Raw genomic sequence first — 20,903 nt, forward strand, 5'->3', positions numbered from 1 at the left:
GGGAAGCGGGCTGGTTATGGCAAGTGTGCGGGAAGCGGGCGAACAGGACGGCGCGGCCAGCGATGGCGCCACGGGCACCATCATGGATGTGGCGCACATTGTCATCCTGATGCAGGAAAATCGCTCGTTCGACCACTATTTCGGCACCCTGAAGGGGGTGCGCGGCTTTGGCGACCGCTTCCCGATCCCGCATCCGCAGTCCGACAGCGTCTGGTTTCAGCGTGACGGCGAAACGGTTGTCACCCCGTTTCACCTCGATACGCAGCAAGCGTTCGAGCGCCTGCGCGTGGCGAGCACCCCGCACACCTGGCCCGACGCCCAGCTGGCCTGGAATCACGGCATTCTCGACCAGTGGCCCACCTACAAGCGGGCGCACTCGATGGGCTACTTTACCGAAGCCGATATCCCGTTTCAGTTCGCGCTGGCTAACATGTTTACGGTCTGCGACGCCTACCATGCAGCGTTTTTGGGCGGCACCAATCCCAACCGCGTTTTCACCTGGAGCGGCGGCAACGATCCGCATGCGGCCGCGCACGGCCCGGTGATTGGCAACAGCTACGACAATCTCGCCTTCGATCCCCAGGGCGGGTACGCCTGGACTACCTACCCTGAGCGGCTGCAAGAGGCCGGCATCAGCTGGCAGGTGTACCAGGACATGGCCGACAATTACGCCGATAATCCGCTGGCCGGTTTTCGCCAGTTCCGCGCCGCCATGGCCGATCCGGCGTCGCCCTTGCGCTTGCGTGGCATGAGCACGCGCACGCTGGCCCAGTTGCAGCACGATGTCGAGCAGAACGCGCTGCCTCAGGTGTCCTACATCATTGCAACTGCGGAAGGCTCGGAGCATCCGGTGCCATCCAGTCCGGCGCAGGGCGCGCACTACACGGCCCAGGTGCTGGCGGCCCTGAACGCGAATCCGGACGTATGGCGCAAGACGGTGCTGTTTCTCGTCTACGACGAGAACGATGGTTTTTTCGATCATGTGCCGCCACCGGCGCCGCCGTCGGTGCTGGGCTGGCAGGGCGAGCCGCCGCAGCCTGTGTTTGCTGGCGCCTCCAGCGTTGACACCGCGGCCGACTATCATCGCCATGCCACGCTGGAAGCGACCGAGTCGCCAGCGTTGATGCAACGGCCCTACGGCCTGGGCCCGCGCGTGCCGATGGTGGTGGTGTCGCCCTGGAGCCGGGGTGGCTGGGTCAGTTCCGAAGTGTTCGACCATACCTCGCTGATCCGTTTCATGGAGCGCCGCTTTGGCGTGATGGAGCCGAACATCACGCCGTGGCGGCGCGCGGTGTGCGGCGACCTGACCAGCGCGTTTGACTTCAGCCGCAGCGACGCGGCCCCCTTCCTGGACCAGTTGCCCGCCACGGGCGCGCGCGCGGCGCAGGCGCGCACCCTGGGTGCGACGGCGCCCATGCCGCCGGCGCTCGCGCTGCCGCGCCAGGCTGCCGGGGTGCGCCGCTCGCGCGCCTTGCCTTACCAGCTGCACGTGAGCGATCACGTGGATGTGGGCGCCATGACGCTGACGCTGCAACTGGCCAGCAGCGGCAGCGGTGCGGCCGTGTTCCACATCTACGACCGGCTGGCGCCAGAAGCGCTGCCGCGCCGCTATACGGTCGGGCCCGGCACACAGTTGAGCGGCAGCTGGGCCCTGGCCGGGCAGGGCGGCGCCTATGATTTGTGGGTGCTGGGCCCGGGCGGCTTTCACCGTCAGTTTGCCGGCCGTGCTGGCGCCAGCTTGCCAGCGAGCATAGACGAGCCGGAAGTGCGGGTGCTGTATGACGGCGCCGAAGGCAGTCTGGACGCCGAGCTGTTCAATCCCGGCCTGATGCCGCTGACCTTTGTGATCACGACCAACGCTTACGGCGACAGCGCGCCGGTGGAGTTGGTCGTGGCGCCGTACGCCACCAATGTCCACATGTGGAATTTGCACCAGTCGGGCCACTGGTATGACGTCAGCGTGCGGGTGCGCGAGCTGCCGGCGTTTGTGCGCCGTTTTGCGGGGCGGGTGGAAACGGGGCGCGACGGGATCAGCGACCCGGCCATCGGACGCTGACGCAAAGCTTGCGGCGGTCGTTTGACAGCGCCCATTTCGGATAGTATCTTTCCCTTCGGCAATATCGCTGCGATTGCGTCATCGCGGCAGGGATTTTGAATGCATAATTGCATCGGCAGGTTTATCGACTCGAACTTTTCTCGGAGAAGCGCATGACGTCACGCACCACCCTCACCGCAATCGCCCTTGCCACCTTGTGTTTCGCCGGAGGCGCGCAAGCCCAGGAAGTGGTCCGGCTGGGCAATTTGAAGTTTGCCCACTACGGCGCCGTCTCGTACATCAAGGAAATCGCCCCCAAGTGCGGCATCAAGGTGGAAGAAAAAGTCTTCGCCAAGGGCCTCGATGTGATGCAGGCCATCATCGCCGGTGAACTCGATGTGGGCACCACCGCATCCGAAGCGGCCATTTCGGGCCGCGCCAGCGGGGCGCCGATTGTGGTGGTGGCCGGATTCGCCAAAGGCGGCGCCCGCCTGGTGGCCCGGTCCGACCAGGCCATCAAGACCGTCAAGGATCTGAAGGGCAAAAAAGTGGGCGTGACCCGCGGCGGCATTCAGGAAGTGCTGCTGATGGCCGAACTGCTCAAGGCCGGCTTGACGGCCGATGCCGCGCCTGGCAAGGATGTGCAGATTTTCTACCTGGCGTTTTCTGACCTGAACCAGGCGCTGCTGGGCAAGAACATCGATGCCATGATGCAGTCCGAGCCGCAATCGTCGCAAGCGATCAACAAGGGCTTCGGGGTCGAGGTGATCAAACCCTACGACACCCCGATTGGCGAACCCGTGCGCACCATGGTGATGACAGAAAAGTTCTACAAAGAGAAGCGGCCCCTGGCCGAGAAGTTCATGCGCTGCTTTGTGGAAGCAACCAAGACCTTCATCGACAACAAGGCCGTGGCCGAAAAATATGTGCGCGAAACCGTGTTCAAGGGCCAGATCACCAAAGATGACTTCGATGACGCGATCAGCAATTCGCCTTATTCCTACGATGTCACGCCCGAGCACATTCAGATCACCACTGACCTGATGGTCAAGACCGGGGTGGGGCGCATGGCCAAGCCGCCGCTGGCCACCGACTGGGTCAAGACGGATATGCTGGAGGCTGCCAAGAAAAGCCTCGGCGTCAAGTAAGCCCGCGGAGCGCGCATGAATAGTCAACAGTTGCGCCAGGGCGCCATCGGCCTGGTGGTGCCCGCCGTCGCCATCGTGATCTGGCAAGCGGCCTGCGTCTGGGGCAAGATCGACCCGCAAATGCTGCCTTCGCCGCTGGCGGTGGCGCAAAAGTGGGTCGCCTATCTGCTGCCGCTGCAGCCGCACACGGAAGGCAGCTGGCTGGCCTGGGCCGTGTCGGGCGAAATGATTCTGGACTCGCTCACCAGCATGTACCGGGTGGTGCTGGGCTTTCTGATTGGCGCCGGCCTGGCGCTGCCGCTTGGCCTTGCCATGGGGGCGAGCGAACGGGTGTACCGCTGGTTCAATCTGTCCATGCAGCTGCTGCGCCCGATTCCGCCGATTGCCTACATTCCGCTGGCCATGCTGTGGTTCGGTCTGGGCAACCCGCCAGCGCTGTTCCTCATTTCGCTGGGGGCGTTTTTCCCGGTCCTGATCAATACCATTGCTGGCGTGCGCCAGGTGGATGGCATTTATCTGCGCGCCGCGCGCAATCTGGGCGCGGGCGGCATGACGCTGTTCCGGCGCGTGATCTTGCCTGCTGCCGTGCCCTATATTCTGTCGGGTGTGCGGATCGGCATCGGCACCGCCTTCATCGTGGTCATCGTGGCGGAAATGCTGGCGGTGAACAATGGTCTGGGCTTTCGCATGCTCGAAGCCAAAGAGTATTTTTGGACTGACAAGATCATGGCGGGCATGATCACCATTGGCATGCTGGGCCTGGCCATCGATACCGGCGTCAGCCGGCTCAACAATTATCTGCTGCGCTGGCACCGCGGCCTGGAGCACTAAATGAGCGCAGCGCATATCGTCATCAAGGGCGTGAACAAGGTGTTTCATACCGAGGGGCGCGAACTGGTCGCCTTGCGCGACATTGATCTGACCATTCCGCGCGGCCAGTTCACCTGCCTGCTGGGGCCGTCCGGCTGTGGCAAGTCGACCTTGCTCAATGCGGTGGCCGGTTTTGCCCTGCCCAGCAGCGGCACCGTCCATGCGGACGGCGCCCTGGTCAGCGGTCCCGGTCCGGAGCGCGGCATGGTGTTTCAGGAATATGCCTTGTTCCCCTGGATGACGGTCGAACAGAACGTGGCCTTTGGCCTGGAAATCAAGGGCTTGTCCAAGGACGCCATCGGCGCGCGCGTGAGTGCGCTGCTGGCCATGCTGTCGCTGTCGGAGTTTCGCCAGCGTTTTCCCAAGGACCTGTCTGGCGGCATGCGCCAACGGGTGGCCATTGCGCGCGTGCTGGCGCTGGACTCGCCCATTTTGCTGATGGACGAGCCGTTTGGCGCGCTCGATGCGCTGACCCGGCGCAACTTGCAAGATGAATTGCTGCGCATCTGGGCCGAAGTCAAAAAGACCATCCTGTTTGTCACCCACAGCATCGAGGAAGCCATTTACCTGGCCGACCGCATCGTTGTGATGACTTACCGTCCCGGCACCATCAAACGTGACTTGCTGGTCGAACTGCCGCGCGAGCGCGATCCGGCGTCGCCCGAATTTAATGCTCTCAAGCGCGAACTGGGGCAGCTGGTCATGGAGGAGCAGGCGCGCCACCACCAGGCCGAGACGCGGGCCGCAGCCGTCGATTGAAGCAAAGCGCGGCTGTCTTAGCTCACTTCATCGTCCTCGCGAAGGCGGGGACCCATACCATGCGAGCGTGCCATGGGTCCCCGCCTTCGCGAGGACGATGTGGTTGATCCGATTGCGCAGCGCTGACCTGAGCGCCACCGTCCCCCCTTCGCGAGGACGATGCAACGGGGCGCGCCAATAGTGTAAACTCCCAGCATGCAGACCAACCTCTATCTCGCCGCGGCGTTCCTGTACGCCGTCTGTGCTGTCTTGCCGACCCGTCAGGGCGGCCTCATTTCCGGGATCACGGCCGGGGCCTGGCTGTTGCATGCTGCCGCGCTCTGGACCGATGTGTTTGCGCTGGGTGCGGTGCGCTTCGGCTTTGCCCAGATGCTGTCGGCCGCGCTGTGGCTGTCGGTGGCTGCTTACTGGATTGAAAACCGCAATTTCGCACTGGACGGGCTGCGCCGTCTGGTGATGCCGTGCGCGGCGGCCGTGGCCATCCTGCCGCTGGTGTTTCGCGGCAACGTCACCAGCATGCACAGCATGGCGCCTGCGCTGGGCTGGCATGTGGCCATTTCGATTCTTGCCTATAGCACTCTGACGATTGCCGCCTTCCATGCCGTGCTGATGGCGCTGCAGGAATCAAGTCTGCACGCGCGTCCCGCGCGCGCGCCGTGGCTGGCGGGCGCGCTGGAGCAGCTGCCCGCGCTGCTGACCATGGAAAAACTGCTGTTCCGCCTGATCTGGATCGGCTTCATTCTGCTCACCCTCACGGTGCTGTCCGGCATCGTCTTTACAGAACAATTATTTGGCATGGTGCTCAAGTGGGACCACAAGACCATTTTCACCCTGCTGTCGTGGCTGCTGTTTGCCGCCCTGCTGGCGGGCCGGCGCTGGCGCGGCTGGCGCGGCAAGACGGCGCTGCGCTTTACGCTGGCCGGCTTTGCCACCCTGGTGCTGGCGTATGTGGGTAGCCGTTTCGTGCTGGAAGTGGTGCTGCACCGGGGGCTCGCATGATGATGCGCTTGTTGTTCTGGATTGCCCTGGGCATCCTGGTGGTGTTTGCCATTCGCAGCAAACTGCGCGGCAGTCTGCCCCGTCAGAGTGGTCCGGGCGCGCCGCGCGACGTCCAGGGCGAGGGCGAGGGCGAGGGCGGCCAGGGCGAGCGCATGGTGAGCTGCGCCCATTGTCACCTGTACTTCCCCGCTTCGGAAGCAGTGCGCGCTGACGGCCTGGATTATTGCAGTCCCGCCCACGTGCGCCTGCCTGCGCGCTAGCCCATGAGCCGCTGGAACGCGCTTTCGCGCGAATCGCGCCAGACCTTCTGGCGCTCCTTGCAGGCGATGAACGGCACCCGCGTGGTCATTGCGCTGGTGCTGCTGGTCTACCTGATCTTCGACCGCAAGGATTACGACAGCGGCTACCTGCTGTATGCCGAAACCTGTATCGCCTACCTGATGCTGGCCATTGGCTTCGGAATGCTGACCCATTATCTGCGGCGCCGCTTTCTGCTGCAGGTGGCACTCCAGGTAGCGCTCGACATTGCCGTCATTTCGACCTTGTACCTGACGGCCGGCGGCGCCCGCAGCGGCCTGGTGATTCTGTATCTGTTCCCCCTGGCTGGCGCGGCGGTGCTGGCACCGCTCACGGTGGCCCTGTTTTCCGCCTCGGTGGTGGCGCTGTTCCTGCTGGCCGAAACCGTCTACCAGGTGCTGCTGGGCGACCGCTCGGCGCCGCTGACCCAGGCCGGCCTGTACGGCGTGGTGTTTTTCGCCATCGTGGTGGTGGTCAGCCGCCTGGCGTCCAAGCTGATCGGCCAGGAAGAACTGGCGGCCCGGCGCGGCATCGACCTCAAGATCCAGCAAGCCATCAACCAGATGGTGATGGCCGATGTGGAAGACGGCATTCTGGTGGTGGGGCGCGATGGCAGCGTGTTTGCCGCCAATCCGGCCGCGCTGGCCATGCTGGGCCTGATCAGCGAAGAACGCCTGTTCCGCCTGGCCGACATGGAGGCGCTCGAGCCGGTGGCCCAGGCCTTTACCGCCTGGCTGCTGACGCGCGGCGACGCGCTTGCCGTGGCCCAGCGCGCCGCTTTTGTCACCGTCAAGCCTTACCACGAAGACGGCAACGATGGCCTGGGCAGCGCCTGGTCGGGACGGCGCGACGTGTCGGCCCACCTGAAACTGCGCTTTGCCCGGGTCGATACGCCGGACGAGTCGGCCGAACGCTGTGTGATCTTTTTACAGGACGTGACGGCCATTGAAAATCAGGCCCAGCAACTGAAGCTGGCCTCGATGGGGCGCCTGACCGCCAGCATCGCGCATGAAGTGCGCAATCCGCTGTCGGCCATTGGCCATGCCACCGCGCTGCTGGCCGAAGACCTGGGCTCGCCCACCCATACCCGGCTGCTCAAGATCGTTGCCGACAACGTCACCCGGGTCAACCGCATGGTGGAAGATATTCTGCAGCTCTCGCGCAAGGTGCAGCCGAATGCCGATCCCTTGGAGCTGGGTGAATTCCTGCGCGACCTGAAAGGCGAGTTCGATGAAACCCATGGCTTGTCGACGGAGCTGATCTGGCTTGGCAATACGGGCGCGAGCCCGGTACGCTTCGATGGCTTGCACTTGCGCGAAGTGCTGGTCAATCTGCTCACCAACGCCATCCGCTATGCCAGCGGCGGCGTGGCCTGCATCCGCCTGTATGTACTGACCGACGTGGGCGGGCGCATGGAACTGCATGTCCAGGACGACGGGCCCGGCATCACGCCAGAGGTGCGCTCGCACCTGTTTGAACCGTTTTATACCACTTCGAACAAGGGTACCGGGCTGGGTCTGTACCTGGCGCGCGAGCTGTGCCTGAACAACGCGGCCACCCTCGATTATGAATACCGCTTCGATGCCTCGGTGGCCGGCGCCTACAAGGCCAGTGGCCGCTTTGTGATCACGTTTGCCCAGCCGATGGTGGTCGAATTTACGCAACTGGAACAGAAAGGCGCACAATGAGTTCACCCCGAGTACTGGTCGTCGACGATGAAGCCGACCTGCGCGAGCTGCTGGAAATCACCCTGGTGCGCATGGGACTCGATGTCGACAGTGCCGAAACGCTGCGCGAGGCACGCGCCTTTCTGTCCCAGACCGACTACGCGCTGGTGCTCACCGACATGCGGCTGCCGGACGGCCTGGGTCTGGAACTGGTGCGCGAGGTCACGGCCTCGAATAAAAGCACGCCGATTGCCGTAGTCACCGCCTATGGCAGCGCCGACAATGCCGTGATCGCCCTCAAGGCCGGCGCTTTCGACTACGTCTCCAAACCGGTGGTGCTGGATGAATTGCGCGTGATGGTGCAATCGGCCCTGCGCCTGTCGGCGCCCAACCACGATAGCGCCGGCGCCAGCGCCAGCGGCGCCGAGCGGCGCCTGATCGGCGACTCGGCCGTGGTGCAGGCCTTGCGCAGCCAGATTGCGCGGCTGGCCCGCTCGATGGCGCCGGTGGCGATCACGGGCGAGTCGGGCAGCGGCAAAGAGCTGGCCGCGCGCGAAATTCACGCCCAGAGCGCGCGCGCCAGCAAGCCTTTCATCGCTGTCAATTGCGGGGCGATTCCCGAAAACCTGATGGAGGCCGAATTTTTTGGCTATCGCAAAGGCGCCTTCACGGGGGCCGCCGACGATCGCGAGGGTTTTTTCCAGGCAGCCAACGGCGGCACTCTCATGCTTGACGAAGTTGCCGATCTGCCCCTGGCGATGCAGGTCAAGCTGCTGCGTGCCATCCAGGAGCGGCGCGTGCGCAAGATTGGCGCCACGGCCGAAGAGCCGGTCGACGTGCGTCTGATCAGTGCCACCCACCAGGACCTGGCCCAGTGCGTGGAGGCGGGCAAGTTTCGCCAGGATTTGTTTTACCGCCTGAACGTGATCGAGCTGTCAGTGCCGCCCTTGCGCGAACGCAGCGATGATCTGGCCGTGCTGACCGGCGCCATTCTGGCGCGCCTGGCCGGACCGGGCCAGCGCGCGCGCCTGGGGGACGGGGTGCTTGACACCTTGCGTGCATATTCCTTCCCCGGCAATGTGCGCGAACTGGAAAACATCCTCGAACGCGCGCTGGCGTTTGCCAATGACGGCGTGATCGAGGTGGGCGATTTATCGCTCAAGGGCGCGCGCGTGGGCGAGGCCGAGCGGGGCGGCGGCGCTGGCGCAGCCACCGCGAGCGTGGTGGAACCGGCGCCGGCCACGCCCAGCCCGGCGCCCACGCCGCCACCCGGCGCCACGCTGCCTGGCGCTGGCGAGTCGCTGCCCCAGTCGCTGCCCGACTATTTAAACCGGATCGAGCATGACATCATCGTGCGGGCCCTGGTCCAGACCCAGTACAACCGGGCCCAGGCCGCGCAACTGCTGGGCGTGAGCTTGCGCCAGCTGCGTTACCAGATGCAGAAACTGGCCATTGACGACCCCAAGGCGTGAGCCGGGCGCGCCAAAAAACGCACATTGTTGCAGGGGCGTGAGCGGGCGCTAACCCCGCGATCCCCCTGTTGAGGGCGCTTCCAAATGTCAAGGCCGCACACGCGAATAAATGTCAAAAAAATTAGGATGTTGATTCCAGTTAGGTATTGCGTCCCCCTCGGCTAGCCACTACAATTAGTTCTCAAATTTGATCAACGCACTAGATGTAGTAGGTGCTTAGAGAACTTCAGCCAACATGCATAACTCCGCTGCCTTTGAAGAAATTGCACAGAAGATAGCGGCTTTTACCCCGAAATAACGAGATTTCCTGCCAGGCATGCTTGGCGGGATGCGTTGTTTTTGCTTTTAAATAGTGTGTAGACGGACCTGTCCTAGCGACAGTCCACTTGTTATAACAATCGGCGCAGCACGACTGCCAGCCGTTCCAGGAGGTCCCATGCAAACAACCCAAGATACTTCGATCAATCCATTGCACGTCACACCTGGAAGCGCCAGTCCCGCAGTTGACAGTCACCCGGCCGCCATCGCGGCCAGCGGCGACTACCGCATCATCCGCCGCAACGGCGCAGTCGTCGCATTTGAACCGTCCAAAATTGCCGTCGCCGTGACCAAGGCCTTTTTGGCCGTCAACGGTGGCCAGGGTGCCGCCTCGGCGCGTGTGCGCGAACTGGTCGAGCAGCTGACCAATGCCGTGGTGGCCGCGCTGGTGCGCCGCCAGCCATCGGGCGGTACCTTCCACATCGAAGACGTGCAAGACCAGGTCGAACTGTCGCTGATGCGTTCGGGCGAACATGACGTGGCCCGTGCCTACGTGCTGTACCGCGCCAAGCACATGGAAGAGCGCCGCCTGCAGAAAGAAGCAGCAGGCGTGTCGGCCACCGTGTCGGCCCCGCAAATTCACGTGATGGATGGCGGCGTGCGCCGTCCGCTCGACATGCAGCAGGTGCGCGACCTGATCAACGCCGCCTGCGTCGGCCTGGAAAAGCACGTCGATGCCGACGCCATCCTGGCTGAAACCATCAAGAACCTGTACGACGGCGTGCCAGTCGAAGAACTGCACAAGTCGGCCATTCTGGCCGCGCGCGCGCTGATGGAAAAAGACCCGGCCTACTCGCAAGTGACGGCCCGCATCCTGCTGCACACCATCCGCAAGGAAGTGTTCGGCCAGGAAGTGCCACAGGCAAAAGCGGCAGCACACTATATAGAGTACTTCCCGCAGTACATCGCCAAGGGCATTGCCAACGAACTGCTTGACCCGGCCCTGGCCACGTTTGACCTGGCCAAGCTGGCCAAGGCCCTGGTGGCCGACCGCGACCTGCAGTTCGGCTACATTGGCCTGCAAACCCTGTACGACCGCTACTTCCTGCACGTGCGCGACATCCGCATCGAAATGCCGCAGGCCTTCTACATGCGCGTCGCCATGGGCCTGTCGCTGCGCGAAGAAAACCGCGAAGCGCGCGCCATCGAGTTCTACAACCTGCTGTCGAGCTTTGACTTCATGAGCTCGACCCCAACCCTGTTCAACTCGGGCACCCTGCGCTCGCAGCTGTCGTCGTGCTACCTGACCACCGTCTCGGACGACCTGGAAGGTATTTACGACGCGATCAAGGAAAACGCGCTGCTGGCCAAGTTTGCCGGCGGTCTGGGCAACGACTGGACCCCGGTGCGTGCGCTGGGCGCCCACATCAAGGGCACCAACGGCAAGTCGCAAGGCGTGGTGCCGTTCCTGAAAGTGGTGAACGATACTGCCGTGGCAGTCAACCAGGGCGGCAAGCGCAAGGGCGCCGTGTGCGCCTACCTGGAAACCTGGCACATGGACATCGAGGAATTCCTCGACCTGCGCAAGAACACGGGCGACGACCGCCGCCGCACCCACGACATGAACACCGCCAACTGGATTCCGGACATGTTCATGAAGCGCGTGATGGAAAAAGGCGACTGGACCCTGTTCTCGCCATCGGATTGCCCGGACCTGCACGACAAGGTCGGCCGCGCCTTCGAGACCGCCTACCTGGCGTACGAAGCCAAAGCCGCCGCCGGCGAAATCCGCGTCTTCAAGAAGGTCGCGGCCCTGGACCTGTGGCGCAAGATGCTGTCGATGCTGTTTGAAACCGGCCACCCATGGATCACCTTCAAGGATCCGTGCAACATCCGTTCGCCGCAGCAGCACACCGGCGTGGTCCACAGCTCCAACCTGTGCACCGAGATCACCCTGAACACCGGTCCGGACGAAATCGCCGTCTGCAACCTGGGTTCGGTGAACATGCCTGCGCACATGAAAGAAGGCAAGCTGGACGCCATCAAGCTGCAAAAGACCGTCCGCACCGCCATGCGCATGCTCGACAACGTGATCGACATTAACTACTACGCCGTGGAAAAGGCCCGCAATTCGAACCTGCGCCACCGTCCGGTCGGCCTGGGTATCATGGGCTTCCAGGATTGCCTGCACATGATGCGGGTGCCGTACTCGTCGCAGCAGGCGGTGGAATTTGCCGACCGTTCCATGGAAGCGGTGTGCTACTACGCTTACCTGGCCTCGACCGAGCTGGCCGAAGAACGCGGCCGCTACGAGTCGTATGAAGGCTCGCTGTGGAGCCGCGGCATCCTGCCGCAAGACTCGATCAAGCTGCTGGCCGAAGAACGCGGCGGCTACCTGGAGCAGGATACGTCCGAAGCGATGGACTGGTCGGTGGTGCGCGAGCGCATCAAGCAGTTCGGCATGCGCAATTCGAACTGCGTGGCCATTGCTCCAACCGCAACGATTTCGAACATCATTGGCGTGTCGGCTTGCATCGAACCGACCTTCCAGAATCTGTATGTGAAGTCGAACCTGTCGGGCGAATTTACAGAAATCAACTCCTACCTGGTGCGTGACCTGAAGGCGCGCGACCTGTGGGACGAAGTAATGATCGCCGACCTGAAGTACTTCGACGGTTCGCTGGCCAAGATCGACCGCATCCCGCAAGACCTGCGCGACATCTACGCCACCGCCTTTGAAGTCTCGCCAAGCTGGCTGGTGGAAGCCGCATCGCGCCGTCAGAAATGGATCGACCAGGCCCAGTCGCTCAATATTTACATGGCTGGCGCTTCCGGCAAGAAGCTGGACGAAACCTACAAACTGGCCTGGCTGCGCGGCCTGAAGACGACGTACTACCTGCGCACCATTGCCGCGACCCACATGGAGAAGTCAACCTCCAAGACCGGCGCCCTGAACGCGGTGGCAGTCGATGGCGGCATGTCGGCCAGCGCCATGGCGGCAGCGGCGCCGGCGGCAGCGGCCGCAGCGACAGTCGAAGACGGCGCAGCGTGCTACCTGCGTCCGGGCGACGATGGCTTCGAGGAATGCGAAGCCTGCCAATAAGCGTAGACTGGGAGGGGCTGCGGCCCCTTCACTGCTGCAACAAATTAATAAACGTATACACAAGAGGAAGACCATTATGTTGTCCTGGGACGATGAAGCAGCAAGCGCGCCAGCCGCGCGCCCACCAATGCCTGTGAACGCCAGCGAAGCGGCGCCGGAAGCGGCCGTGGCCAAGCGCGTGCACGCTGACGACAAGCGCATCATCAACGGCAAGACTGACGTCAATCAGCTGGTGCCGTTCAAGTACAAATGGGCCTGGGACAAGTACCTGGCCGGCTGCGCCAACCACTGGATGCCGCAGGAAGTGAACATGCAGCGCGACATTGAGCTGTGGAAAAACCCGAACGGCCTGACCGACGACGAACGCCGTCTGGTCAAGCGCAACCTGGGCTTTTTCGTCACCGCTGACTCGCTAGCTGCCAACAACATCGTGCTGGGCACCTACCGCCACATCACGGCGCCGGAATGCCGCCAGTACCTGCTGCGCCAGGCCTTCGAAGAAGCGATCCACACCCACGCCTACCAGTACATCGTCGAGTCACTGGGTCTGGATGAAGCCGAGATCTTCAATGCGTACAACGAGGTCAAGTCGATCCGTGACAAGGACGAGTTCCTGATCCCGTTCATCAATACCCTGACCGACCCGGCATTTACCACCGGCACCATCGAAAACGACCAGAAGCTGCTCAAGTCGCTGATCGTGTTCGCCTGCCTGATGGAAGGCCTGTTCTTCTATGTGGGCTTCACCCAGATCCTGGCGCTGGGCCGTCAGAACAAGATGATGGGCGCGGCCGAGCAGTATCAATACATCCTGCGCGACGAATCGATGCACTGCAACTTCGGCATCGACCTGATCAACACCATCAAGATGGAAAATCCGCTGCTGTGGACCGCCGCCTTCAAGGACGAGATCAAGCAGCTGTTCCTGAAAGCGGTCGATCTGGAGTACGCCTACGCCGAAGACACCATGCCACGCGGCGTACTGGGTCTGAATGCAACCATGTTCAAAGGTTACCTGCGCTTCATCGCCAACCGCCGCGCGCAGCAGATCGGCCTGGACGCGCTGTTTGCCCAGGAAGAGAATCCCTTCCCATGGATGAGCGAGATGATCGACCTGAAGAAAGAGCGTAACTTCTTCGAGACCCGTGTGACCGAATACCAGACCGGTGGCGCCCTGAACTGGGAATAACGCACAGACGTGTCGGTACAACCCCGCCCTGGAGGCGGGGTTTTTATTGGGCGAAGCAAACGCGAAACGAACATCGGCCCCCGGCAGCAGCGTCGCCGCCCCAGCCGCGCGCCAGCCACATCGTCCTCGCGAAGGCGGGGACCCACACCACCTCCGCTCCGCCCGAACGGACGCGCGTGCCGCTACATCGTCCTCGCGAAGGCGGGGACCCACACCACCTCCGCTCCGCCTCGACAAATGCCAGTGCGTATTGGCACCACCTCGCCGCTGTCGGCGGACGGTCGCCAGCAGCCTCGATCCGCACCGCCAGCGCGCCGCTACATCGTCCTCGCGAAGGCGGGGACCCACACCACCTCCGCTCCGCCTCGACAAATGCCAGTGCGTAGTGGCGCCACCTTGCCGCTGTCCGCGGACGGTCGCCAGCAGCCTCGATCCGCACTGCCAGCGCGCCGCTACATCGTCCTCGCGAAGGCGGGGACCCACACCACCTCCGCTCCGCCTGGACAAATGCCAGTGCGTATTGGCACCACCTCGCCGCCGCGGCCGACCGCGCGGCATCGCGCTCCATGTCCAATAAAGCGCTCGCCACTTCGATACATGCGTGCAGCCGATTCACGCGCGCGCGACGCGCGATCGCAATCTTGTGGAAAAATCCCAACGCTTTACGCGTGTTTGCGACATGCGGCGCAAAATTATTTTTCGCGTCGCTTCACGCGCGCAGCGCGCGTCATCGGCGCGCAATCGATGCGCCATTTTTTACACGCGCGGACCATCGCAGCGCCACATGCACGCACCCACCAAGACGGTTTTCGGCGCGCGTGAGAAGCGCTTTTGCGGCCGGATCAGCGGCCCCCGCCAGCGCGCTGGCCTCGCCATTTTCGCGCGCGCAAGGCGGCTTTTTTGGCCGCCGCACAGCCGTGTTGGACACGCCAGCACGACACTTTGAGCGCGCATGCAGCGCACTTTGCTCGCTTGCGGCGACGCCAGTCACGCACGCCGAAGTGGCGCAGCAACGCAGCTGCGCGCGTGTGCCGGGCGCATAAATCGGACTGGCAAAAAATGACGCGATTAAAAAATAGTCAGACGAATCAATGCATTGCACATGCCGGTGCATGATTTGAACTCACATGACGCAGCCGATTCAGCTTGACGAGAAGACGCTGCCGGCGCTGCGATGGTGGCCGCGCCAGCGTTCCGACACGCACGCCGAACCAACCCGCGCGCGACTTGCGGCACACCCGCCGGCCGGCAAGCGGCGCGTGCGCATCCATGGTTTTTTTTGGTACCCGCGCGGCGGTTTTTAGCGCAGCGGCGGATCGCCATGCGGGCACTTCAACGACGCCGCGGCGACGCGCGCGCACGCCGAAAAAAATCGGCGCGCATGCGCCGCGATGCGCACAACGCGGCGCGAAAATCGCGGCGGCACGCGCGTCGAAAACACCAAAATCAAAACGCCTTATGTGCGTTGGGCGCGTTCGCGCCAAAAAAAAGTAAACGAATCAGCGCGCGCCAGTTGCGCACTGACAAGGTTTTCGTGTACTTTACGTGATTGAATTTGTCAAAACGTGAACGCGACTTTTTTTACCGCGCGCGCCGACAAATCAAACGATCAAAATGGGAAGCTGATTCAAACAGATATGCACTTAAATTCGACGAAAAAAAATAGCCGCACTGCCTGATCCTGTTCAGGCATGGCGGCTTTTTCTTTTCAGCGATGTGCAGGTCGACGAGATGAACAGCTAACTTGAAACACCCGATTTGTCCTCCGAAGTTGGGAGGGCTAAAGCTGAAGTGCTGCAAAAGTGAGGAGTTGCAGCAGTTCAGCTGGTGCCGAATTCATTAGCATAAACAGGGAACACGTTTGTGCCGATGAATAATTCGCCTGACCTAGTTACGGGTCGGACGGGTTTTAATCTTGTAGCGTGATTTTTTCCCATCGCAGATGAAGGAGAACCCAAATGGCAACAGCCGCTAAGAAACCAGCAGCAAAAAAGCCAGCCGCGAAAGCCGCTGCCGACAAACCAGCTAAGAAAGTCGCCGCTAAGCCAGCAGCGAAAGCCGCCGCCAAGCCAGCAGCGAAGCCAGCCGCCAAAAAAGCAGCTGCCAAGCCAGCAGCGAAAAAGGCAGCAGCCAAGCCAGCAGCGAAAAAGGCAGCAGCCAAGCCAGCAGCTAAAAAAGCAGCAGCCAAGCCTGTAGCGAAAAAAGCAGCAGCAAAGCCAGCAGCGAAAAAAGCAGCAGCCAAGCCAGCAGCGAAAAAAGCCGCAGCCAAGCCTGTAGCGAAAAAAGCAGCAGCGAAGCCAGCAGCGAAAAAAGCAGCAGCCAAGCCAGCAGCCAAAAAAGCAGCAGCAAAGCCAGCAGCCAAAAAAGCAGCAGCCAAGCCAGCAGCCAAAAAAGCAGCAGCAAAGCCAGCAGCTAAAAAAGCCGCAGCCAAGCCAGCAGCCAAAAAAGCAGCAGCAAAGCCAGCAGCCAAAAAAGCCGCAGCCAAGCCAGCAGCAAAAAAAGCCGTAGCCAAGAAACCAGCAGCATCTAAAGCAGCAGCGAAGCCAGCGGCCAAGCCAGCAGCAAAAAAGGTGGCGGCTAAGCCAGCAGCAAAAAAGCCGGTTAAGGCTGCGGCTAAGCCAGCAGCCAAGGCAGCAGCGCCAGCAGCCAAGCCAGCAGTGAAAAAGGCCGCGCCTAAAAAGCCAGCCGCACCAAAGGCAGCAGCACCGGCAGCCAAGCCAGCACCAGCGCCTGCACCAGCAGCGGCTGCGCCAGCAGCACCAGCACCAGCGGCCAAAACCGTACTGGCGCCAGCAGCAGCATGGCCATTCCCGACCAGCAGCCGTCCGTAATTGGCAGGCTGTGCCTGAATAAGGCAAAATACCGCTGTGTGGCTTCGTCACACAGCGGTTTTTTTTTGCGCTGCCGGCGCCAGCAGCTTGCGCTGACGACAGCGCGCCCCCATTCAAGGAGTCCCAGTGCTCAGTATTCTCCAGTTGATCGTCGATGCCATAGCCACCATTCTGGGTGGCGTCCTGTTGCTCCGCTTCTGGATGCAGGCGATCCGGGTGCGCCCACCAGCGTCGGTGGCGCAATTTACCTTTACCCTGTCGGACTGGCTGGTGCGGCCGATGCGGCGTATTGTGCCCGGCGTGGGGGGGTATGACTGGGCCAGCCTGATTGGCGCCTTTCTGGTGGTGGCGCTGGCCACCTCGATCTATCTGCTCAATCCCGCTGCCGATCTGGAAACGGTGGGCAAGCTGGCCGTGTACCGCTTCCTGACCTGGATCCTGTATGGCTTCATGGCGCTGCTGATCGTCGAGGCGGTATTTAGCTGGATCAATCCGCACGCGCCGCTGGCGCCGTTTGTACGCGCCCTGAACGACCCATTGCTGCGCCATTTGCGGCGCATCGTGCCGCCGCTGGGCGGGATCGACTTTTCGATGCTGGTGGCGCTGATCCTGCTGCAGATTTTGCAGATCGTGCTGGCAATGCTGTTCGGCTATCGGTGAATCCCGCCTGGTGCAGTGCGGTCGAGGCTGGTTTGCGGCTGACGGTACAAATCACGCCGAATGCCAAAAAAACCGAAGTGATCGGGGTGCTCGATGGGGCCCTCAAGCTGCGCCTGCAGGCGCAGCCCATCGAGGGCAAGGCCAATGAAGCGCTGATCAAATTCCTGGCCAAGGCGCTGGGACAGCCACGCAGTGCCGTGCGCATCAGCCACGGCCTGACCAGCAAGACCAAGCGCATCGAGATCGCTGGCACCAGCCTCACCCCCGCCGACGCTGCCCGCCTGCTGCTCCCATAAGCAAACCGGGGTCAGACCACTTTTGCCGAAAGCAAAAAGTGGTCTGACCCCGGTGTGGTGATCCTAAGCCGTGCCGTTGATCAGGCCATATTAGTAGCGGTAGCCGAAGGCAGCTTCGAATTTATCGGCGATCTGGGCTGCAGTGGCGCTGTGGTTCTGGCCACCCGTGTGGGCAATCTTGATGGCGCCCATGACGCTGGCCAGGCGGCCCGTGGTCGGCCAGTCGTAGCCGTTGACAATGCCATACAGCAGGCCGGCGCGGAAGGCGTCGCCGCAGCCAGTGGGATCGACCACCGCATCCGCTTTAACGCAGGCAATTTCGTGACGCTCGCCCTTGGCGTAAATTTCGGAACCCTTTTCGCCGCGGGTGATGATTAGCGCGTCCAGACGGCTGGCAATGTCAGCCAGGCTCAGGCCGGTACGGTCCATCAACATCTCGAATTCGTAGTCATTGGCAGCGACATAGCTCGCTTCGTTGATGAATTCAATCAGCTCGGCGCCGCTGAACATGGGCAACTGCTGACCCGGATCGAACATGAAGGGAATGTTCTGCGCAGCGCAATCCTTGGCGTGCTTGAGCATGCCGTCGCGGCCGTCCGGCGCGATGATCGCCACCCGCAGCGCGCCCACGTCCGCCACATTGCTCTCGTGCGAGAACTGCATGGCGCCGGGGTGGAAGGCGTTGATCTGGTTGTTGTCGAGGTCGGCGGTGACGAAGCACTGGGCCGTATAGGCGTGGCCGATCTTGCGGATCGCGCGCGTGGAAATGCCCAGCGTTTCGAAACGCTCAAGGTATTCGCCGCCATCCTGGCCAATGGTGGCCATGATCAAAGGATCGCCACCCAGCATCTTGAGGTTGTAGGCAATGTTGGCCGCGCAGCCACCGTATTCGGTGCGCAAGGTCGGGACCAGGAAGGAAACGTTGACCTTGTGCAGCTGGTCTGCCAGCAGGGTTTCGCCAAAGCGTCCGTTGTACTGCATGATTTTATCGAACGCGAGCGAGCCGCAGATCAGGGTGGTCTTGGTCATGGTCATGCCTTATGGATAGAAAACGGCAACGTGGAAGCCGGACGCTTTCAGTTGCTTCAGTTCGAAATGGATCTTGACGGGCTGCTCGGAGCTGGCAGCAAAGCCTTTTGCCGGCGCCACCGTGGCGGGCAGGTATTGCGCAGGCGTGAACACGCGCCGCACCAGCGGCTTGTCGTTGGCGTCGGTCAGCTCCAGGTGGATGTAGGGCCACGCCTGAGTCAGTCCACTCTCGTTGCGCAACAAGGTGGTCAGCACAAAGGTGTTCTGTCCCAGCGACTGCAGCTCGGGCGCTTCAATCTTGAGCGCGTCCAGCTGCGCCGGCAGTTCGATCTTGCAGCGCAGCACAGCGCAGCCGGCGCTGATTGCAGGCTTCAGGGCCGGGTACTTGGCCGCCAGAACGTTGCGGAAGGTGGTGATGCCTTGTGCCAGCAGTGCCAGTGCCAGCACGACGCAGCCCACGGCAAGCATGATGGTGCGGCGGCGCGAGGCCAGTTCCTTTTCGCGCGCCAGGCGGACGAATTCGGGTTCGTCGAGTTCCGGCTCTGGTTCGGGCAGACGCGCGGGCGGCACTGCGGCAACGGCGTTTTGTTCCGGCTCTGGCTCTGGCGCGGGTGCGGCCGAGGCGCGCAGCAAGGGCAGGGGGCCCGATTCGAGGTCAGGCAGCACCGAGACCGGCGCGGCGTCATCGATCGCGGGGACGGCGGCTGCTTCCGGCACCGCCTGGGCAACCGGTGCAGGCGCGGGCTCGGGTTCTGGCGCTGGCTCAGCCAAGGGTGCCAGCGCCGGGGCCGACTCTGGTTCGGGCGCTGGCGGCGGCAGCTGGCTGATGGCGTCGGCGGAAGAGAATTCCACTTCGTCGCTCACCGACAATTCGAATGACTCGGCCGGCACGGGCTCCAGATCAAGCTCGTAATGGGCTTCGTCGTCAGGCAGAGCGCCCAGTTCGGTATCGGGGTCGGACGCAGGTGTCGCTGCAGCGACGGGTACAGATGCAAGCGGCGGCGCAGGCGCTGGCGGCTCGGCTTCGACGTAGCCTTCCGGATCGCTCAGGTCGTAGTCAAGCGCGTAGCCTGGCGGCAGGCGCAGCGGGCCGGTCAACAATGCAGGGTCGAACTCCTCGTCCTCGCTGGCTGCCGCTGACTGCGTTGCATCCAGGGTGAGGGCGGCCGGCTGCGCGGGCTCGTCGGGTGCGGGCGGTGAATCAAGCGGCGGGACGGTGCCCACTGGTGCCAGGTCGCCCAGTGGTGCGGGCGCGTCCTGCGGCACAGGCGGCACAGGCTCCACCGGCACATCCGCTTCCATCTGCGGCGCAGCCGGGACCGGCACTTCCGCTTCCATCTCTGGCGCAGCCTGGATGACCGGGGCCACTTCCAGCGACGGCGCGTCGGTGATGGATGCCACGTCAGCGACCGGCTCAGCGTCGACCGGCGGCGCTATTGCAAGGGCCGGCGTTTCTTCCACGGCGGCTGATTCTTCCACGGGCGGGGCCGCTGCCTCCAGCGGCACGCTGTCGTGCACACTGGCTTGCGGTGCTGTGCCGGGCAGGGCCAGCGCTTCGTCCATCGTCTGGGCATCGGCATCAGCACCAGCATCGGCATCGGCGCCAAAAGGCCAGCCGCCGGTTTTTGGCGGTGCCGCGACAGCAGGCGCGGGCAGGTCGTGCGGGCGGTCCGACTGCGCCAGAAGGTCGGGCTTAATGATCAGTTCGAACGGTTTTGGTGGTGCAGGCGCAGGTTCGGATGGGTGCGCGGGTGCCTCGGAGACGGGCGCCGCAGGCGCAGCCGCGTCGGCATTGCTTACCGGCTTGAAAACAATCGGTTCAAAGGCGATGTCCAGCGCTGGTTCGACCTTGACCTCGGCATCCATTGCGCGTGCAAGCCAGGCGGGAATCGGTGCGTCGCCGATCTCGGACGTAAATGGGTCCGGCGCGGGTGGGGACGCTGGTCCGGGCGGCGGCGGTGCGGGTGCAGGATCAGGTGCAGGATCAGGTGCAGGAACAATTGCAGGTGCAGGTGCAGGTGCAGGTGCAGGTGCAGGTGCAGGTGCAGCTGCCGGTTCGGGCGGCTGCGGCGCAGGATTGCGCGCCAGCCAGGCGGGGATTTCGGGCGCGGCAGGGGGATCGACCCGCATCACCGTCACCGGTGCGTCCAGGTCGACCAGGGTGGCATTGCCATCGAAGACTTGATGGCAGGTGCCACAACGCACGATGCCCCCGCGTAGCTTTAGCTGGTCGGAAGCGACCCGGAAAGTCGTCTTGCAGTGGGGGCAGCGTGTGGCGAGGGCCATGCCT

18 protein-coding genes are annotated in these 20,903 nt (G+C 63.0%); 14 read left to right on the forward strand and 4 right to left on the reverse strand.

What is annotated here, in order from left to right; all coding sequences use genetic code 11:
* Positions 1 to 16: 16 nt before the first annotated feature.
* The 12 genes from BUC24_RS00325 (at position 17) to BUC24_RS26810 (ending at position 15,101) form a co-directional block, all read left to right on the forward strand.
* The gene (locus tag BUC24_RS00325) at positions 17 to 2,056 is read left to right on the forward strand and encodes a phosphocholine-specific phospholipase C (RefSeq protein ID WP_073212115.1); all 2,040 of its coding nucleotides are present in this window, start codon (positions 17 to 19) and stop codon (positions 2,054 to 2,056) included.
* Between the two features lie 152 nt (positions 2,057 to 2,208).
* Complete coding sequence (locus BUC24_RS00330; protein ID WP_073212116.1) at positions 2,209 to 3,183, forward strand: ABC transporter substrate-binding protein; 975 nt, start codon at positions 2,209 to 2,211, stop codon at positions 3,181 to 3,183.
* A gap of 15 nt (positions 3,184 to 3,198) precedes the next feature.
* On the forward strand, positions 3,199 to 4,014 hold the full coding sequence (locus tag BUC24_RS00335; RefSeq protein WP_073212117.1) for an ABC transporter permease: 816 nt from the start codon (positions 3,199 to 3,201) through the stop codon (positions 4,012 to 4,014).
* A complete protein-coding gene (locus tag BUC24_RS00340; protein ID WP_073212118.1) occupies positions 4,015 to 4,812 on the forward strand; it encodes an ABC transporter ATP-binding protein in 798 nt (265 codons plus the stop codon). It abuts the gene before it with no gap.
* A gap of 195 nt (positions 4,813 to 5,007) precedes the next feature.
* Complete coding sequence (locus BUC24_RS00345) at positions 5,008 to 5,811, forward strand: cytochrome C assembly family protein (RefSeq protein ID WP_073212119.1); 804 nt, start codon at positions 5,008 to 5,010, stop codon at positions 5,809 to 5,811.
* Complete coding sequence (locus BUC24_RS00350) at positions 5,808 to 6,071, forward strand: PP0621 family protein (protein ID WP_083598612.1); 264 nt, start codon at positions 5,808 to 5,810, stop codon at positions 6,069 to 6,071. The genes BUC24_RS00345 and BUC24_RS00350 overlap by 4 nt, the downstream gene beginning before the upstream one ends.
* A 3-nt stretch (positions 6,072 to 6,074) precedes the next feature.
* Positions 6,075 to 7,796, forward strand: a complete 1,722-nt coding sequence (locus BUC24_RS00355) for a sensor histidine kinase (RefSeq protein WP_073212120.1) — start codon at positions 6,075 to 6,077, stop codon at positions 7,794 to 7,796.
* Positions 7,793 to 9,247: a sigma-54-dependent transcriptional regulator gene (locus tag BUC24_RS00360; RefSeq protein WP_073212121.1), complete on the forward strand. Its 1,455-nt coding sequence runs from the start codon at positions 7,793 to 7,795 to the stop codon at positions 9,245 to 9,247. The genes BUC24_RS00355 and BUC24_RS00360 overlap by 4 nt, the downstream gene beginning before the upstream one ends.
* A 436-nt stretch (positions 9,248 to 9,683) precedes the next feature.
* The gene (locus tag BUC24_RS00365) at positions 9,684 to 12,608 is read left to right on the forward strand and encodes a ribonucleoside-diphosphate reductase subunit alpha (protein ID WP_073212122.1); all 2,925 of its coding nucleotides are present in this window, start codon (positions 9,684 to 9,686) and stop codon (positions 12,606 to 12,608) included.
* A 76-nt stretch (positions 12,609 to 12,684) separates the two neighbouring features.
* Positions 12,685 to 13,797, forward strand: coding sequence for a ribonucleotide-diphosphate reductase subunit beta (locus tag BUC24_RS00370; protein ID WP_178372452.1), 1,113 nt, complete (start codon positions 12,685 to 12,687; stop codon positions 13,795 to 13,797).
* 601 nt (positions 13,798 to 14,398) lie between these two features.
* A complete protein-coding gene (locus tag BUC24_RS26485) occupies positions 14,399 to 14,743 on the forward strand; it encodes a hypothetical protein (protein ID WP_143167349.1) in 345 nt (114 codons plus the stop codon).
* Between the two features lie 181 nt (positions 14,744 to 14,924).
* The gene (locus BUC24_RS26810) at positions 14,925 to 15,101 is read left to right on the forward strand and encodes a hypothetical protein (RefSeq protein ID WP_178372453.1); all 177 of its coding nucleotides are present in this window, start codon (positions 14,925 to 14,927) and stop codon (positions 15,099 to 15,101) included.
* A 605-nt stretch (positions 15,102 to 15,706) separates the two neighbouring features.
* Here BUC24_RS26810 and BUC24_RS26815 read toward each other — a convergent pair.
* The gene (locus BUC24_RS26815) at positions 15,707 to 16,513 is read right to left on the reverse strand and encodes a hypothetical protein (RefSeq protein ID WP_178372454.1); all 807 of its coding nucleotides are present in this window, start codon (positions 16,511 to 16,513) and stop codon (positions 15,707 to 15,709) included.
* Positions 16,471 to 16,605: a hypothetical protein gene (locus tag BUC24_RS27430; RefSeq protein ID WP_267873456.1), complete on the reverse strand. Its 135-nt coding sequence runs from the start codon at positions 16,603 to 16,605 to the stop codon at positions 16,471 to 16,473. Before BUC24_RS27430 ends, BUC24_RS26815 begins: the two co-directional genes overlap by 43 nt.
* Before the next feature lie 149 nt (positions 16,606 to 16,754).
* Between BUC24_RS27430 and BUC24_RS00385 the strand changes: the two genes are divergently transcribed.
* Together BUC24_RS00385 and BUC24_RS00390 are read left to right on the forward strand one after the other, a co-directional pair.
* Positions 16,755 to 17,288 (forward strand): YggT family protein, encoded by a 534-nt coding sequence (locus BUC24_RS00385; protein ID WP_373887962.1) that lies wholly within the window; start codon positions 16,755 to 16,757, stop codon positions 17,286 to 17,288.
* Positions 17,285 to 17,584 (forward strand): DUF167 domain-containing protein, encoded by a 300-nt coding sequence (locus BUC24_RS00390; protein ID WP_073212125.1) that lies wholly within the window; start codon positions 17,285 to 17,287, stop codon positions 17,582 to 17,584. The genes BUC24_RS00385 and BUC24_RS00390 overlap by 4 nt, the downstream gene beginning before the upstream one ends.
* A 90-nt stretch (positions 17,585 to 17,674) precedes the next feature.
* On the opposite strand, the gene BUC24_RS00395 is transcribed toward BUC24_RS00390, so the two are convergent.
* Positions 17,675 to 18,613 carry a carbohydrate kinase family protein gene (locus tag BUC24_RS00395; protein WP_073212126.1) on the reverse strand — a complete coding sequence of 313 codons (939 nt, stop codon included), beginning with the start codon at positions 18,611 to 18,613 and terminating at the stop codon, positions 17,675 to 17,677.
* A gap of 9 nt (positions 18,614 to 18,622) precedes the next feature.
* Entirely contained in the window at positions 18,623 to 20,899 is a 2,277-nt protein-coding gene (locus tag BUC24_RS00400) for a DUF3426 domain-containing protein (protein ID WP_073212127.1), read from the reverse strand.
* Positions 20,900 to 20,903 lie beyond the last annotated feature (4 nt).

It is taken from the genome of Massilia sp. CF038 (assembly GCF_900129765.1).
Lineage (GTDB): Bacteria > Pseudomonadota > Gammaproteobacteria > Burkholderiales > Burkholderiaceae_D > Telluria_A.